Source organism: Streptomyces sp. NPDC015130 (assembly GCF_043080005.1).
GTDB lineage: Bacteria > Actinomycetota > Actinomycetes > Streptomycetales > Streptomycetaceae > Streptomyces.
In genome coordinates this window covers 466,991-481,413 of the sequence record NZ_JBIBVC010000005.1, presented here as the reverse complement: position 1 = coordinate 481,413, position 14,423 = coordinate 466,991, and the positions used below count along the sequence as shown (strand labels likewise).

Sequence of the window (14,423 nt, the reverse complement as noted above, 5' to 3'; positions counted from 1 at the left end):
GAAGCTGTACCAGGGCCAGCGCTAACCACCTCTAGAGAACGCCAGAGCTGCTCATGATCGAGATCCCGTCCGACCTCAACCCGGACCTCGTCCCCCTCGCGTTCCTGCTCGGTACGTGGGAGGGCGCGGGCGTCTCCGACTTCCCCGGCGCCGAGAAGTGCAACTTCGGCCAGTCCGTGACCTTCAGCCACGACGGCCGGGACTTCCTCGAGTACCACTCGCACTCCTGGGTCCTCGACAACGACGGCAACAAGGTCCGCCCGCTGGAGAGCGAGAGCGGCTACTGGCGCATCGACAAGGACCGCAAGGTCGAGGTCGTCATGGTCCGCGACCAGGGCATCGTCGAGGTCTGGTACGGCGAGCTCGCCGACCAGAAGCCGCAGATCGACCTGGCGACGGACGCCGTCGCCCGGACCGAGGCCGCGAGCCCGTACAGCGGTGGCAAGCGCCTCTACGGCTACGTCAAGAGCGACCTCATGTGGGTCGGCGAGAAGGCGACCCCCGAGGTCCCGCTCCGCCCCTACATGTCGGCCCACCTGAAGAAGGTCGTGACGCCCGAGGAGGTCGCGGACATGGCCCGCAACCTCGGCGACCTGCCGGACGACGGCATCGCCTTCTTCCGCTAGACACCCGGGGGTGGCGCGCCGCGCCCTCCTACAATGGAGGGCGTGGTGACCACCGACAGCACCGACTGGAAGAGCGACCTGCGGCAGCGCGGCTACCGGCTGACCCCGCAGCGCCAGCTTGTCCTGGAGGCCGTGGACACGCTGGAGCACGCGACCCCGGACGAGATCCTGGGCGAGGTCCGCAGGACGGCCTCCGGGGTGAACATCTCCACCGTGTACCGGACCCTGGAGCTCCTGGAGGAGCTCGGGCTGGTGAGCCACGCGCACCTGGGGCACGGGGCTCCGACGTACCACCTCGCCGACCGGCACCACCATCTGCACCTCGTCTGCCGTGACTGCTCCGGCGTCATCGAGGCGCACGTCGAGGTGGCCGCCGAGTTCACCGGCAAGCTCCGGGAGACCTTCGGCTTCGAGACGGACATGAAGCACTTCGCCATCTTCGGCCGGTGCGCCGACTGCACCGCGAAGGCGGCGAAGGCCGGGGTGGCCAAGGAGGCCAAGGAGGCCAAGGCGGTCGGGGCGGTCGGGGAGAGCGGGAAGGCCGCGGGGGCCTGAGAGGGCCGAGAGGCCTGATCGGCAGGACGGCCCCGAGGTCGTCGTCCGGCGAGTCGTAGGCTGGCTCCCATGCAGCGACATTCCACGACCAGCCCTCTGCTGTCCCTGCCGGGCGCCGTCGCCGCCGAAGGGCGCGACGAAGGCGTCGCCGCCCACTACGGCGACCTGTTCCGTGAGCAGCGAGCCCTCGCCGGCGGCTCCGGTTTCGTCGACCTCTCCCACCGCGGTGTCGTCGCCGTCACCGGTGACGACCGGCTGAGCTGGCTGCACCTGCTCGTCACCCAGCACATGACCGACCTGGCGCCCGGGCGGGCGACCGAGGCGCTCATCCTCTCCGCGAACGGGCACATCGAGCACGCCCTGTACCTCGTCGACGACGGCGAGACCGTGTGGGCGCACGTCGAGCCGGGGACGCGGGACGAACTCCTCGCGTACCTGGAGTCGATGAAGTTCTTCTACCGGGTGGAGGTCGCCGACCGTACGGACGACATCGCCGTCGTCCACCTCCCGGCCGGCTCCATCGCCGAGGTCCCCGAAGGCGCCGTCGTACGGGAGACCCCGCACGGCCGCGACCTGTTCCTGCCCCGCGCCGACCTGGAGTCCTTCGCGGCCTCGCACGGCCCGGCCGCGGGTGTCCTCGCGTACGAGGCACTGCGCGTCGAGGGCCACCGGCCGAGGCTCGGCTTCGAGACCGACCACCGGACCATCCCGCACGAGGTCGGCCTCATCGGCAGCGCCGTCCACCTCCAGAAGGGCTGCTACCGGGGCCAGGAGACCGTCGCCCGCGTGCAGAACCTGGGGAAGCCCCCGCGCCGTCTGGTCTTCCTGCACCTGGACGGCAGCGAGGTGCTGCTGCCCTCCCACGGCGCGCCGGTCCGGCTGGCCGCCGACGGTGAGGAGGGCCGGCAGCTCGGCTTCGTGACGAGCGCCGTCCGCCACTACGAGCTGGGCCCGATCGCCCTGGCCCTGGTGAAGCGGAACGTCCCGGTGGACGCGCCGCTGCTCGCCGGGAACACGGCGGCCGCCCAGGAGACGGTCGTCGAGCCGTAGGGGCGACGACCGTCGGGCCGTGGGGGCTCAGACGTCGATCAGTACGGTGAACGGGCCGTGGTTCGTGAGCGAGACGCGCATGTCCGCTCCGAAGCGGCCCGTCTCCACGTGCGCCCCCAGGTTCCGCAGCTGCGCGACGACCTCGTCGACGAGCGGCTCGGCGACGGGGCCGGGGGCCGCGGCGTTCCAGGTGGGGCGGCGGCCCTTGCGGGCGTCTCCGTAGAGGGTGAACTGGGAGATGACGAGCAGCGGAGCGTTCACGTCGGAGCATGACTTCTCGCCGTCGAGCACCCGGACGGACCAGAGCTTTCTGGCCAATTGGGCCGCCTTCTCCGGGGTGTCGTCATGGGTCACCCCGACCAGGACGCACAGCCCCTCGCCGACGATCTCCCCGACGGTCTCCCCTGCGACGACGACGTTCGCGCCGTCCACTCTCTGCACCACAGCTCGCATGCGTCCCAACGTACCGGCCGGGAACAGTAAGGGGCCGAACGGGTGCAGAGCGCCTGCACGGGCCCGGGTGGGAGTGGCACGATGCCTGTCAGGCGGTGCGGCTCCGCACCGGTCGAGGGGACGATTCTCATGAGTGCACCTGGCACCGGGCCGACGCCGTCCGGTCCCGTACCGCTGTTCCGCGCCGGAAGCGCAGGGGTGGGGCGAAGCCCCGCCGTAGGCGTCGGCGGAAGCCCGATCGTGCGTCCACCCGTGCAGCGGACCGGGGAGCCGGCCCTCGCGGACCCGGCGCGGCCGGAGCTCGGCGCGCTGCGGCTGCCCGAGCTGCGCGCGCTGCGGCGCGAGGCGCAGAGCGACGAGGCCGACCTGAGCTACGTACGGCGGATGCTCCAGGGGCGGATCGACATCCTGCGGGCCGAGCTGGCGCGGCGGACCGACCCGGAGGCCCCGGTCCTCGACCGGCTCTCCGAGATCCTCGCCGACGTCCCCTCGCGGCACCGCAGCTCGGCCCGGCACGTGACGATGTCGACGCCGCGCGGCGACGAGTACCGGCGGCTGGCGGCCGAGATGCTGTCGGAGGTCGAGCTGTCGGACCTGACGGCCCGTACGGACGAGGAGCTGCACACGGCGATGGGGCGGCTCGCGGGGTACGAGCAGCAGATCTCGCGCCGCCGGCAGCACCTCCAGCGGACCGCCGACGACTGCAGCGGCGAGATCGCCCGCCGCTACCGCGAGGGCGAGGCGCAGGTCGACGACCTGCTGGCCTGAGGGGGCGGGGACCGACCTGGTCGTGGACGTGGCGAGTGTCCGAGGGGCCGGGGACGCCGGGCCGTGCCGGGGAAAACCCGGGTGCGGGCGTGGTGGGGCGCTGCGTAGGGTCGAAGGATGAGTGTCGACGTGCGTGCGGTGACGGAATCCGAGTTCCCCGGCTGGCTCCTCGCCCTGCAGACGGGGTTCCTCCGGCCGCCCCACGTCCCCGACGAGCTGGTCGCCGACCGGCTCGCGAACTCGGATCTCGCGCGGACGCAGGGCGTCTTCGACCGCGACCGGATCGTCGCCACCTTCCGGTCGTTCCGGCAGGAGGTCAGCACGGTCGGCGGCGGCAGCCTCACCGCCAACGCCGTCACCCAGGTCACCGTCTCCCCGACGCACCGGCGCCAGGGGCTGCTCAGCCGCATGATGGCCGTCGACCTCGCCGCGGCGAAGGAGCGGGGCGACGCGATCGCCACTCTGATCGCCGCCGAGTACCCCATCTACGGCCGGTACGGCTTCGGGCCGGCGAGCTGGGCCACCGAGTGGAGCGTGGACGTGCCGCGGGCCGGGCTCGACCCGCGGCGCACGGGGCGCCCGGACGACGGCGGCCGGATCGACCTGGCCGACGGCGAGGAGATCCGCAAGATCGGCCCCGAGGTGCACCGCCGGCTCGCCGGGGTCCGCGCCGGGGTCACCGACCGGACCGCGCGCCTCTGGGAGCAGGGCACCGGTCTCGGGTACCAGCTCGACCCGTGGAAGGAGCCGTTCTACGCGGTCTACCGTTCCGCCTCCGGCGAGGTGGAGGGGTACGTCGCCTACACCGCCGACGACAAGTGGGACGACGCCAAGCAGCCGCTGAACACCGCGTCCGTGCGGGACCTGATCGCCGTCACCCCGGCCGCCGAGCGGGCCCTCTGGCAGTACGTCTGCTCGGTCGACTGGATCACCACGGTCCGCTCCGGCTACCGGGCGCCCGACGATCTGCTGCCGCTGCTCCTGCCGGACCCGCGCGCGGCGAAGATGCTGACGTACGCGGACATGATGTGGGTCCGGGTCCTGGACGTCGTCAAGGTCCTGGAGGGCCGGACGTATCCGGTGGACGGGAGCCTCGTCCTCGACCTGCGTGACGGGACCGGGCCGGCGGGCGGGCGCTACCGTCTCGACGCCTCCCCGGCGGGCGCGAGCTGTGTCCGTACCACCGACTCCGCCGATCTCGCCTTCGACATCGCGGAGTTGGGGACGCTGGCCTTCGGCGACGAGTCGGCGGTACGGCTCGCCCGCCTCGGCCGCGTCGAGGAGCTCACCCCCGGTGCGGCGGCCCGCGCCGACCTGCTGTTCCGCACGTCGCTGCGGCCGTTCTCGCCGGATGTCTTCTGAGCCCTACGGGCCGGGAAAGGAGAGGGAGTTCATGACCTCGGACGCTCCGGAGTCGTCCGGGCTGCGCGAACGGAAGAAGGAGCGCACCCGGCAGGCCCTGTCGGAGGCCGCCGTCGCGCTCTTCCTGGAGAAGGGCTTCGACGCGGTCTCGGTCGCGGAGGTGGCCGCCGCCGCCGAGGTGTCGAAGCCGACCCTCTTCCGGTACTTCCCGGCCAAGGAGGACCTCGTCCTCCACCGGTTCGCGGACCACGAGGACGAGGCCGCCCGGGTGGTGGCCGCCGGGCGGCTCGCCGGTACGGCTCCGCTCGACGCGCTGTACGCGCACGTGCTCGACGGGCTCCGCAGGCAGGACCCGGTGACCGGTCTCTGCGACCACCCGGCCGTGCTGGCGTACCACCGGCTCCTGTACGGCACGCCTGCCCTGGTCGCCCGCCTCCACGGGTACCGCGCGCGGTCGGAGGCGGCCCTCGCGGAGGCGCTCGGCGGCGATCCGCTGGACGCGCGGATCGCGGCCGGGCAGATCGTGGCCGTGCTGCGGGTCCTCGCCGAGGAGAACACGGCCCGGATCGCGGGCGGTGAGACGGCCGGGGAGGTGGCGGCGGACGCGGTGGCCGCGGCGGGGCGGGCGTTCCGGGCGCTCCGGGAGGGGCTGCCGTACTGACCTGCCGCCCGGGCGAGCGTAATGGCGAAGTAAAAAACGTAACCCGGTAACGTTTTCCGTTAGTCTTGGCGGAATGACGTCACCGGACCTTGAGCTCGCCCGTGAACGCGCCCACCACGACGCCTGCCGCGCCGCCCTGACCCGGATGGCCGAGGACGTCTCCGAACAGGTCGTGACCGGCGAGGACGTCGCCGCGTCCGGCGCCGACGCCGAGGCCCTCGGCTTCCATCTGCGCAGTCGCGCCAAGGAGATGGGGGAACAGCCGCCGGGCCCGCTGTTCTTCGGGCGCCTCGACCGCGAGGACGGCCAGACCCACCACATCGGCCGCCGCCGGATCTCCGAGGACCCCGCCGCCCCGCCGCTCGTCGTCGACTGGCGCGCCCCCGTCTCCCGCGCCTACTACCAGGCCGGCGCGCATGACCCGCAGGGTGTCCTCCGGCGCCGCCGCTTCGGCTGGGCCCCGAACAGCCGGGGCGCCACGGAGGACCTCACCGCCCTGGAGGACGAACGCCTCGCGAACGGCGGGACGGAGACCGTGAGCGCGCTCGTCGCCGGGGAGATCGAGCGGCCCCGGGTGGGCCCCATGCGGGACATCGCCGCCACCATCCAGCCCGAACAGGACGACCTCGTCCGCTCCGACCCGGCCGCCTCGCTCTGCGTGCAGGGCGCGCCCGGCACCGGCAAGACCGCCGTCGGCCTGCACCGGGCCGCCTACCTCCTCTACAGCCACCCGCAGCGCATCAGCCGCTCCGGCCTCCTCGTCCTCGGTCCGCACCGCGCCTTCCTGTCGTACATCGCCGAGGTGCTGCCCTCGCTCGGCGAGACCGGTGTGCGGCAGGCGACCCTCGACGAGGAACTCGCCCGCCACCCCGTGCGGGCCGAGGACGGGGAGGCGGCGGCCCGGGTCAAGCACGACGCCCGGATGGCGGGGGTGCTGCACCGTGCGCTGTACGGCAGGGTCGACCCGGTCCCGCCGGGCGACCTGGCCGTCCCCGACGGCTCGTACCACTGGCGGCTGCCGGCCGCCGAACTCGCCGCGATCGTCGAGGCGGTACGGGAGGAGTCGCCGCCCTACGCCACGGGACGCGAACGGGTCCGGGCCCGCGTCGTCCGGGCACTCCAGCTCCGGGCCGAGCGCCGGGCGGGGGCCGTGGGCGCGGCGTGGGTGCGGCGCGTCGAGCGGGCCCGGGCGGTGACCGCGTTCCTCGACGCGTGCTGGCCGCGGACGACACCGGAGGAGGTGCTCGCGGAGCTGCTGACGGACCCGGTGGGGGCCGGGGCCGTGGTGGGGGACGGGGCTGTGCGGGGCGCGTCCTTGGTGGGGGACGGGTCGGCGGGGGGCGTGGAGGGCGGCGGTCTGCTGGAAGGAGAGGCCGCGGCGATCCGCTGGGAGCGGCCGCCCCGGTCGTACCGCTCGGCGCGGTGGACCGCCGCCGATCTCGTCCTCCTCGACGAGCTGGCGGGACTGATCGAACGCCCCGAGAGCTACGGCCACGTCGTCGTCGACGAGGCCCAGGACCTCTCGCCGATGCAGTGCCGGGCGATCGCCCGCCGTACGGCCTTCGGCTCGCTCACCGTCCTCGGGGACCTCGCCCAGGGCACGACCCCGTGGGCGGCCCGCGACTGGCGCGAGCAACTGGTCCACCTGGGCAGGCCCGAGGCGCCGGTGGTGCCGCTGACCCTCGGGTACCGCGTTCCGGCGGCGATCGTGGACCTCGCCAACCGGCTCCTGCCGCACCTGGGCGCTGACGTGCCGGCGGGCCGGTCGGTCCGTACGGACGGGGAGCTGACGGTCCACCGGGCCTCGGACCTCTCGGCCGCGATCGCCACCGCCGTCCGTGCCGCGCTCGCGGCGGAGGGCTCGGTGGGGGTGATCACGGCCGACGGCCTGGTCGGGCGGGTGGAGGAGGCGGTGCGCGGGTGCGGCGCGCGGGCGGACGAGCGGGTGACCGTGCTGCCCGCGACGGCGGTCAAGGGCCTGGAGTTCGACCATGTCGTCGTGGTCGAACCCGCCGCGATCGTGGCGGCCGAGGCGCGCGGGGTGAACCGGCTGTACGTGGTGCTCACCCGCGCCGTGTCGCGTCTGGCGCTGGTGCACGCGGAGGAACTGCCGGAGTGCCTGGTGGCGGAGCCGGGAGGTCCGGTCGCCGCCCTGGCCGGCCTGTGAACGGACCGGGACCTCGAAGCGCTCGCGAGCGCTTCGAGGTCCCGGGGGGCGGTCCGTTCGGACACGCCGGTTCGGCGGCGAGCGGGTCGGCTCTCATGCGGCCACGGCCACCCCGGGAGTCTTCTCGGAGTCGGAGTCGGAGTCGGAGTCGGAGTCGGAGGTGTCGGTGCCGGTGCCGGTGCCGGAGGTGGTCGTGTCGGTGGCGGTGCCGGTGGGGGCGTTCTTCGACGGGCGCAGGACCGTGAAGGCGACCGCCAGGGCGGCGAGGACGAGCGCGGTGCCGACGGCGAAGGCGAGGTGGTATCCGCCGGTCAGGGCCTCGGCGGTGGGCCGGCCGGCCGCCGTGAGGGACTCGGTGCGGGAGGCGGCGAGGGTGGAGAGGACCGCGACGCCGAGGGCCATGCCGATCTGCTGGGTGGTGTTGAAGAGGCCGGAGGCGAGGCCCGCGTCCTGCTCCTCGGCGCCGGACATGGCGAGCGAGGTGAGGGCGGGGAGCGCGAGGCCGAAGCCGGCGGCGAGCAGCATGACGGGGAGCAGGTCGGTGGCGTAGTCGGCGTCGACCGGGAGGCGGGTCAGCAGGCCGAGGACGCCGACGAGCAGGAGGAGGCCGGTGAGGAGGATGTTCCGCTCGCCGAAGCGGGCGATGAGGCGGGCCGAGACGCCGAGGGAGACGGCGCCGATGACGGCGGCGGCGGGCAGCATCGCGAGGCCGGTCTCGGCGGCGCCGTAGCCGCGGACCTTCTGCAGGTAGAGGGCGACGAGGATCTGGAAGGAGAAGAGCGCGGCGACCATCAGCATCTGGACGAGGTTGGCGCCGGAGACGCTGCGCGAGCGGAGGATCCGCAGGGGCATGAGCGGGGTGGCGGCCTTCGTCTGGCGGACGAGGAAGCCGGCCAGGAGGGCGACGGCGAGGGCGCCGAAGCCGAGGGTGTGGGCCGAACCGGCCCCGTACTCCTCGATGGTGACGACGGCGTAGATCCCGGTCATCAGGCCGGAGGTGACGAGCAGCGCCCCGAGGACGTCCGCGCCGGCCTTCAGGCCGAGGCCGCGGTCGGCGGGCAGGGCGGGGAGGGCGAGGAGGAGGGCGGCGACGCCGATGGGGAGGTTGATGAAGAAGATCCAGTTCCAGGCGAGGGCGTCGGTGAGGACTCCGCCGAGGACCTGGCCGAGGGAGGCGCCGGCGGCTCCGGTGAAGCTGAACACGGCGATGGCCTTGGCGCGTTCGCGGGGTTCCGCGAAGAGGGTGACGAGGATGCCGAGGCCGACGGCCGCGGACATCGCGCTGCCGACGCCCTGGAGGAAGCGGGCGGCGATCAGGACCTCGGGGGAGGCGGCGACGCCGGCGAGGAGGGAGGAGGCGGTGAAGAGGCCCGTCCCGAGGAGGAACATCCGCTTGCGGCCGAGGAGGTCGCCGAGACGGCCGGCGAGCAGGAGGAGCGAGCCGAAGGCGATGAGGTAGGCGTTGACGACCCAGCTGAGGCCGACGGGGGTGAAGCCGAGGTCGCTCTGGATGGCGGGCATCGCGACGGTGACGATGCTGCCGTCGAGGACGGTCATCAGCATGCTCGTGGCGAGGACGCCGAGGGCGAGGCGCGGGGAGGACATGGCTCTCTCTCCTGTTCGATGGAGGCAACAGGAGAGACATTAACAGATGGTTTTGTTGCAGACTATTTTTTACGGGAGGAGTTTCGGGAGTGGGGCAGGTTCCTGGTGGGCTCTGGCGGGGCTTCCCGGTCCGGCTCAGCCGCGCTGCCGGGCCCGGCGGGCGGTCCTCGGGCCCTCCACGGGGGTCTCCAGATGGCCGGTGGCCAGGCGGTTCAGCGCGCGCAGCAGCACCTCGCGCTCCTCGTCGGGGAGGGAGGCGAGGGCCTTCTCGTGGACCCCGTCCACGATCTTCTGGCTCTCCTGGGCGACCTTCGCCCCCTCCGCGGTGACGGCGATGATGCGCGCCCGCCGGTCGGTGCTCGACGGCTGCCGCTCGGCGAGCCCGGCCTTCTCCAGGGCGTCGACGGTCACGACCATCGTGGTCTTGTCCATGTCCCCGATCTCCGCGAGCTGCGCCTGCGTGCGCTCCTCCTCCAGGGCGTGGACGAGGACGCAGTGCATCCGGGGGGTGAGCCCGATCTCGCCGAGCTCCGCGGTCATGCGGGTGCGCAGGACGTGACTGGTGTGGTCGAGGAGGTAGGAGAGATCGGGCTCGGTGCGGGTGGGCGCCATGGCAGTCATGTCTGCCAGGGTAACGAAACTAGATCTGTGGCGGATCGTCAGGAAGCGGACGACTTCTTTGCCGGGGGCGTCAGGATGGTGGCGTGACCGCACCGCTGCTCTTCCTGGACGTGGACGGGCCGCTGATCCCGTTCGGCGCGCCGGGAGGGATATACCCGGCCCATCCGCCCGCACCGCCCCCGTCCGTGAGCCCGCTCCTCGCGCGGCTCGACCCGGCGCAGGGGGCTCGGCTCGCGGCGCTCCCGTGCGAGCTGGTGTGGGCGACGACCTGGGAGGAGGACGCCAACACCTGGGTCGCCCCGCGTCTCGGGCTCCCCACTCTGCCCCTCGTCCCCTGGCCGGACGGCCCCGGAGAGGAGGCCTGGGTGCCGGGGCTCCACTGGAAGGCGCCGGCGCTGGTGGCGTGGGCGGCGGGGCGGCCGTTCGCCTGGGTGGACGACGAGATCGGCGCCGTCGACCGGGAGTGGGTCGCCGCCCGGCACCCCGGCCGGGCGCTCCTCCACCGGGTGGACCCCCGGCGCGGGCTCGCCGAGGCCGACTTCGCGGCGCTCGCCGCCTGGGCGGCGGCTGCGGGCTGAGCGCGGGGCGGGACGGGTGCGGGGGCTGGGGCGTGGGATGCGCGGGCCGGGTCCCGTGCGGGTCGCTGCGGATGTACGGGTGAGGTCAGGACTTGCGGGGCTGGGAGAAGCGGAGCATGTTGCCCGCCGGGTCGCGGAAGGCGCAGTCGCGGACGCCGTACGGCTGGTCGACCGGCTCCTGCAGCACCTCGCCGCCGGCCGCCCTGACGTGCTCGAAGGTGGCGTCGACGTCGTCGGTGGAGAAGATCACGCCGCGCAGCATGCCCTTGGCGAGCAGTTCCGCCATGGCCTGGCGGTCGGCGGCGGAGGCGTTCGGGTCGGCGAGCGGCGGTTCGAGGACGATCTCGACGTCCGGCTGCGTCGGCGAGCCGACGGTCACCCAGCGCATCCCCTCGAACCCGACGTCGTTGCGGACCTCAAGGCCCAGGGCGTCGCGGTAGAAGGTGAGGGCCTTGTCGTGGTCGTCGACGGCGATGAAGCACTGCGAGAGTTTGACGTTCATGGCTTCGACGGTACGGCGGCGGCCCGGAATCCGCTTCTCCGATCGTGACCGCTTGCGGCGCCGCCCGCTCAGTCGGTCCTGGTCGGGCGCGTGAGGACCTTCGCCACGCACGCCGGGATCACCGCACCCGCCTGGTGGCACCGCGCCCGGTACGTGCTCGGGGGCTCGCCCACCAGCTCCGTGAACCGCGAGCTGAACGAGCCGAGCGAGGTGCAGCCCACCGCGAAGCAGACCTCCGTCACGCTCAGGTCCCCGCGCCGCAGCAGCGCCTTCGCCCGTTCGACGCGCCGGGTCATCAGATAGCTGTACGGCGTCTCGCCGTACGCGGCCCGGAAGCTGCGGGAGAAGTGCCCCGCCGACATCAGCGCGACCCTGGCCAGCGCCGGTACGTCGAGCGGCAGCGCGTAGTCCCGGTCCATCACGTCCCGCGCCCGCCGCAGCCGCGTCAAGTCCTCCAGCCTCACGCTCCCAGCATCGCACGGCCCCGCGCGAAGGCCGACACAGTTGCAAGCGCCTGCTTGCAATAGTTAGCAGAGGCTGGCATGGTCGGGGCATGGCATCGCTCAACGTCGGCAATCTCGGTGAGTACCTCCGCGAGCAGCGGAGGACCGCGCAGCTGTCCCTGCGGCAGCTCGCCGACGCCGCCGGCGTGTCGAACCCGTACCTGAGCCAGATCGAGCGCGGGCTGCGGAAGCCCAGCGCGGAGGTGCTGCAGCAGGTCGCCAAGGCGCTGCGGATCTCCGCCGAGACGCTCTACGTGCGGGCCGGGATCCTCGACGAGAAGGAGCGGGAGGAGCTGGAGACGCGCGCCGTCATCCTGGCCGATCCCTCGATCAGCGAGCGGCAGAAGCAGGTGCTGCTCCAGATCTACGACTCCTTCCGCAAGGAGAACGCCGCCGAGGCCGCGGTCGCCGCGGCCCAGGCCGCAGCCGCCGCAGCCGCCGAGACCGGTACCGCCGGCCCCGCGCCCGATGCCGATTCGCCTTCGCCGTAGTACGTACGTACGCCACACCCGGGAGGACCACCAGCATGGCCATCATCGACGAACTGCGTACCCCCCTCTACTTCGCCGCCGGCACCGCCGACCTCGCCGTGCGGCAGGCCAGGAAGGTCCCCGGCCTGATCGAGCAGCTCGCCGCCGAGGCGCCCGCCCGCATCGAGGCCGTGCGGAAGACCGACCCGAAGGCCGTCCAGGAGAAGGTGACCGCCCAGGCCAAGGAGGCCCAGGTCACCGTCCAGTCGAAGTTCGCCGAGGTCGTCGGCGGTCTCGACACGGACCTCAAGAAGCTCGGCGAGACGGCGCAGGACCTCGCCCTCCGCGGTGTCGGCGTGGCCGCCGAGTACGCGGTCAAGGCGCGCGAGAAGTACGAGGAGGTCGCCGCCCGCGGCGAGGAGGCCGTCAAGGTCTGGCGGGGCGAGGCCGCCGAGGAGATCACGGAGATCGCGGTCGTCGTGGAGCCGGACCCGGAGCCCCGGGTGGCCGAGGCGGAGGCCGAGGAGACCCCGGTCGTCGCGGCCGAGAAGGCGCCGGCGAAGAAGGCCACCACCCGTAAGGCCCCCGCCAAGAAGGCGTCCGTCGCCGCCGAGGCCGAGTAGGACGAGCAGGAACCGGGCAGGACGAGCAGGAACCGGGCAGGGGAGCGGGCCGAACAGGTCGGGCACCAATACGGGTACCCGATGCGTTGTAACGGGTACCTTGACCGCGAGGCGCTTTCTCCACATCACCACTAGGCGGTGCTCAGCATGTTGCGCGCGGGATTCGACTCTCTTCTCTCTCTGGTGATCTTCCTGGTCTTCACCGGCTTCGCCGTCGCAGCGCTCGTCTTCGCCGCCATGGCGCGCGAGGACGCCTACCGCGCCGCCGACAAGCAGACGAAGAAGTTCTGGCTGATCCTCCTGGCGATCAACCTCGCCCTGAACCTGCTGCTGCCCATGCTGTTCCTGCAGATCGCCGGGCTGATCGCCGCCATCGTCTTCATGGTGGACGTGCGCCCCGCGCTCGCGCAGGTCTCCGGCGGAGGCGGCCGCGGCCGCCGGGGCGGCGGCTCCAGCAGCGACGGACCGTACGGCCCCTACAACGGCGGCCGGTAGCGGACCGGCAGCGGTACCGAGAGCGACGAGTGACGGGACCTGGGGCGGTCAGCCCCGGGTCCTGTCCCTTTCCAGGGCCAGGACGGCGACGTCGTCCGTCAGCTCGCCGCCGTTCAGCGCCCTGACCTCCGTCACCGCCGTCTCCAGGAGCTCCTCGCCCCGCAGGCCCTCGGACAGCTGCCGGTTGATCATCTGGACCATCCCGTCCTGACCGAGCCGCGGCGAACCGGGGCCGGCCGAGCGGCCCTCGATCAGCCCGTCCGTGTACATGAGCAGGCTCCACGCCCCGCCCAGCTCCACCTGGCGGCGCGGCCAGCGGGCGCGCGGCAGCAGCCCCAGGGCCGGTCCGCCGTCCTCGTACGGGAGCAGCCGGGCCGCCCGTCCCTGCCGGGCGATCAGCGGTGACGGGTGGCCGGCGAGGCAGAGGCCCGCCCGGCGGCCGTCGGGCGCGATGTCGACCGTGCAGAGGGTCGCGAAGATCTCGTCGCTCTCCCGCTCGTGCTCCAGGACCTGCTGCATCGTCGAGAGCAGTTCGTCCCCGCACAGCCCCGCGAAGGTCAGGGCCCGCCACGCGATCCGCAGCTCGACGCCGAGCGCGGCCTCGTCGGGGCCGTGCCCGCAGACGTCGCCGATCATGGCGTGGACGGTGCCGTCGGGCGTGCGGACGACGTCGTAGAAGTCGCCGCCGAGCAGCGCGCGCTCGCGGCCGGGCCGGTAGCGGGCCGCGAACCGCAGGTCGGAGCCCTCCAGGAGCGGGGTGGGGAGCAGGCCGCGCTCCAGGCGGGCGTTCTCCTGGGCCCGCAGCCGGGACTCGGCCAGCTTCACCTGGACGGCGTCGGCGCGCTTGCGCTCGACCGCGTACCGGATGGCCCGGCTGAGCAGCCGCCCGTCGAGCTCCTCGCGGAAGAGGTGGTCCTGGGCCCCGACGCGTACCGCCTCGGCCGCCAGCTCCGCGTCCGCGGAGGTCGCGAGGGCGAGGACGGCGTGGCGGGGGGCGAGGCGCAGGATGTGGCGCAGCGGGGCGAGCGGGTCGTCCCCGGCCGCGGCGCGGGGGCCGGGCAGCGAGAGGTCGACGAGGACGCAGTGGACGTCGTCGGTGAGGAGCCGCTCGGCCTCGGTGAGGTTGCGGGCGGTACGGATGCGTACGCGGGTGCCGGCGGCGTCTGCCGCGTCCAGGAGCTCGGGCACGGCGAGGGCACCCGCCGGGTCGTCCTCGACGACCAGGAGGGTGAGATCGGTGCGATCGCGGTCGGTTCCTGTGCCTGTGCCAGTCATAGCGGTGGCGTCCATAGCGGTGGCGTCGCCGGGTCCCGCGTCAGCAGAGACGATTCTCTGGCGCGGTACGGATACGGGCATCGGTCCGGAGCTTCCTTCCCTCCCCCCG

At 73.3% G+C, this 14,423-nt stretch carries 17 protein-coding genes; 11 read left to right on the top strand and 6 right to left on the bottom strand.

Translation table 11 applies throughout. The annotated features are described in order from the left end of the window. Positions 1 to 53: 53 nt before the first annotated feature. The 3 genes from ACF08F_RS13695 (at position 54) to ACF08F_RS13685 (ending at position 2,231) form a co-directional block, all read left to right on the top strand. Positions 54 to 626 carry an FABP family protein gene (locus ACF08F_RS13695; protein ID WP_392298672.1) on the top strand — a complete coding sequence of 191 codons (573 nt, stop codon included), beginning with the start codon at positions 54 to 56 and terminating at the stop codon, positions 624 to 626. Positions 627 to 668: 42 nt separating this feature from the next. After that, positions 669 to 1,181 (top strand): Fur family transcriptional regulator, encoded by a 513-nt coding sequence (locus ACF08F_RS13690; protein ID WP_392298671.1) that lies wholly within the window; start codon positions 669 to 671, stop codon positions 1,179 to 1,181. A gap of 69 nt (positions 1,182 to 1,250) precedes the next feature. Further along, the gene (locus ACF08F_RS13685; protein ID WP_392298670.1) at positions 1,251 to 2,231 is read left to right on the top strand and encodes a YgfZ/GcvT domain-containing protein; all 981 of its coding nucleotides are present in this window, start codon (positions 1,251 to 1,253) and stop codon (positions 2,229 to 2,231) included. A gap of 27 nt (positions 2,232 to 2,258) precedes the next feature. Here the strand turns inward: ACF08F_RS13685 and dtd are convergent, their stop codons facing one another. Further along, positions 2,259 to 2,684, bottom strand: coding sequence for a D-aminoacyl-tRNA deacylase (dtd, locus tag ACF08F_RS13680; protein ID WP_392298669.1), 426 nt, complete (start codon positions 2,682 to 2,684; stop codon positions 2,259 to 2,261). Between the two features lie 129 nt (positions 2,685 to 2,813). On the opposite strand from dtd, the gene ACF08F_RS13675 reads away from it, so the two are divergent. The 4 genes from ACF08F_RS13675 (at position 2,814) to ACF08F_RS13660 (ending at position 7,642) form a co-directional block, all read left to right on the top strand. Beyond that, entirely contained in the window at positions 2,814 to 3,452 is a 639-nt protein-coding gene (locus ACF08F_RS13675) for an ABC transporter substrate-binding protein (RefSeq protein WP_392298668.1), read from the top strand. Between the two features lie 117 nt (positions 3,453 to 3,569). After that, positions 3,570 to 4,814, top strand: a complete 1,245-nt coding sequence (locus ACF08F_RS13670) for a GNAT family N-acetyltransferase (RefSeq protein WP_392298667.1) — start codon at positions 3,570 to 3,572, stop codon at positions 4,812 to 4,814. Positions 4,815 to 4,845: 31 nt separating this feature from the next. Then, positions 4,846 to 5,475, top strand: a complete 630-nt coding sequence (locus ACF08F_RS13665) for a TetR/AcrR family transcriptional regulator (RefSeq protein ID WP_392298666.1) — start codon at positions 4,846 to 4,848, stop codon at positions 5,473 to 5,475. A 73-nt stretch (positions 5,476 to 5,548) separates the two neighbouring features. After that, positions 5,549 to 7,642, top strand: a complete 2,094-nt coding sequence (locus ACF08F_RS13660; protein WP_392298665.1) for a HelD family protein — start codon at positions 5,549 to 5,551, stop codon at positions 7,640 to 7,642. 93 nt (positions 7,643 to 7,735) lie between these two features. On the opposite strand, the gene ACF08F_RS13655 is transcribed toward ACF08F_RS13660, so the two are convergent. Then, positions 7,736 to 9,247 (bottom strand): MFS transporter, encoded by a 1,512-nt coding sequence (locus ACF08F_RS13655; protein ID WP_392298664.1) that lies wholly within the window; start codon positions 9,245 to 9,247, stop codon positions 7,736 to 7,738. Between the two features lie 135 nt (positions 9,248 to 9,382). After that, the gene (locus tag ACF08F_RS13650) at positions 9,383 to 9,868 is read right to left on the bottom strand and encodes a MarR family winged helix-turn-helix transcriptional regulator (protein WP_392298663.1); all 486 of its coding nucleotides are present in this window, start codon (positions 9,866 to 9,868) and stop codon (positions 9,383 to 9,385) included. Positions 9,869 to 9,951: 83 nt separating this feature from the next. On the opposite strand from ACF08F_RS13650, the gene ACF08F_RS13645 reads away from it, so the two are divergent. Further along, positions 9,952 to 10,446, top strand: coding sequence for a hypothetical protein (locus tag ACF08F_RS13645; RefSeq protein WP_392298662.1), 495 nt, complete (start codon positions 9,952 to 9,954; stop codon positions 10,444 to 10,446). An 85-nt stretch (positions 10,447 to 10,531) separates the two neighbouring features. On the opposite strand, the gene ACF08F_RS13640 is transcribed toward ACF08F_RS13645, so the two are convergent. After that, entirely contained in the window at positions 10,532 to 10,948 is a 417-nt protein-coding gene (locus tag ACF08F_RS13640) for a VOC family protein (RefSeq protein WP_392298661.1), read from the bottom strand. Positions 10,949 to 11,016: 68 nt separating this feature from the next. Continuing rightward, positions 11,017 to 11,412 (bottom strand): helix-turn-helix transcriptional regulator, encoded by a 396-nt coding sequence (locus tag ACF08F_RS13635; RefSeq protein WP_392298660.1) that lies wholly within the window; start codon positions 11,410 to 11,412, stop codon positions 11,017 to 11,019. Positions 11,413 to 11,501: 89 nt separating this feature from the next. On the opposite strand from ACF08F_RS13635, the gene ACF08F_RS13630 reads away from it, so the two are divergent. From ACF08F_RS13630 to ACF08F_RS13620, 3 genes are all read left to right on the top strand, one after another. Continuing rightward, positions 11,502 to 11,942, top strand: a complete 441-nt coding sequence (locus tag ACF08F_RS13630) for a helix-turn-helix domain-containing protein (protein ID WP_392298659.1) — start codon at positions 11,502 to 11,504, stop codon at positions 11,940 to 11,942. A gap of 35 nt (positions 11,943 to 11,977) precedes the next feature. Further along, the gene (locus tag ACF08F_RS13625) at positions 11,978 to 12,544 is read left to right on the top strand and encodes a hypothetical protein (protein WP_392298658.1); all 567 of its coding nucleotides are present in this window, start codon (positions 11,978 to 11,980) and stop codon (positions 12,542 to 12,544) included. 147 nt (positions 12,545 to 12,691) lie between these two features. Continuing rightward, positions 12,692 to 13,039: a DUF2516 family protein gene (locus tag ACF08F_RS13620; protein ID WP_392298657.1), complete on the top strand. Its 348-nt coding sequence runs from the start codon at positions 12,692 to 12,694 to the stop codon at positions 13,037 to 13,039. 48 nt (positions 13,040 to 13,087) lie between these two features. On the opposite strand, the gene ACF08F_RS13615 is transcribed toward ACF08F_RS13620, so the two are convergent. After that, positions 13,088 to 14,329: a PP2C family protein-serine/threonine phosphatase gene (locus ACF08F_RS13615; RefSeq protein WP_392298656.1), complete on the bottom strand. Its 1,242-nt coding sequence runs from the start codon at positions 14,327 to 14,329 to the stop codon at positions 13,088 to 13,090. Between the last annotated feature and the right edge of the window lie 94 nt (positions 14,330 to 14,423).

Excerpts from the sequence above, each read along its gene's own strand:
- ACF08F_RS13695 (WP_392298672.1), top strand. The coding sequence starts at position 54 with ATGATCGAGATCCCGTCCGACCTCAACCCGGACCTCGTCCCCCTCGCG.
- ACF08F_RS13685 (WP_392298670.1), top strand. The coding sequence starts at position 1,251 with ATGCAGCGACATTCCACGACCAGCCCTCTGCTGTCCCTGCCGGGCGCC.
- dtd (WP_392298669.1), bottom strand. The coding sequence starts at position 2,684 with ATGCGAGCTGTGGTGCAGAGAGTGGACGGCGCGAACGTCGTCGTCGCA.
- ACF08F_RS13675 (WP_392298668.1), top strand. The coding sequence starts at position 2,814 with ATGAGTGCACCTGGCACCGGGCCGACGCCGTCCGGTCCCGTACCGCTG.
- ACF08F_RS13670 (WP_392298667.1), top strand. The coding sequence starts at position 3,570 with ATGAGTGTCGACGTGCGTGCGGTGACGGAATCCGAGTTCCCCGGCTGG.
- ACF08F_RS13665 (WP_392298666.1), top strand. The coding sequence starts at position 4,846 with ATGACCTCGGACGCTCCGGAGTCGTCCGGGCTGCGCGAACGGAAGAAG.
- ACF08F_RS13660 (WP_392298665.1), top strand. The coding sequence starts at position 5,549 with ATGACGTCACCGGACCTTGAGCTCGCCCGTGAACGCGCCCACCACGAC.
- ACF08F_RS13655 (WP_392298664.1), bottom strand. The coding sequence starts at position 9,247 with ATGTCCTCCCCGCGCCTCGCCCTCGGCGTCCTCGCCACGAGCATGCTG.
- ACF08F_RS13650 (WP_392298663.1), bottom strand. The coding sequence starts at position 9,868 with ATGACTGCCATGGCGCCCACCCGCACCGAGCCCGATCTCTCCTACCTC.
- ACF08F_RS13640 (WP_392298661.1), bottom strand. The coding sequence starts at position 10,948 with ATGAACGTCAAACTCTCGCAGTGCTTCATCGCCGTCGACGACCACGAC.
- ACF08F_RS13630 (WP_392298659.1), top strand. The coding sequence starts at position 11,502 with ATGGCATCGCTCAACGTCGGCAATCTCGGTGAGTACCTCCGCGAGCAG.
- ACF08F_RS13625 (WP_392298658.1), top strand. The coding sequence starts at position 11,978 with ATGGCCATCATCGACGAACTGCGTACCCCCCTCTACTTCGCCGCCGGC.
- ACF08F_RS13620 (WP_392298657.1), top strand. The coding sequence starts at position 12,692 with ATGTTGCGCGCGGGATTCGACTCTCTTCTCTCTCTGGTGATCTTCCTG.
- ACF08F_RS13615 (WP_392298656.1), bottom strand. The coding sequence starts at position 14,329 with ATGGACGCCACCGCTATGACTGGCACAGGCACAGGAACCGACCGCGAT.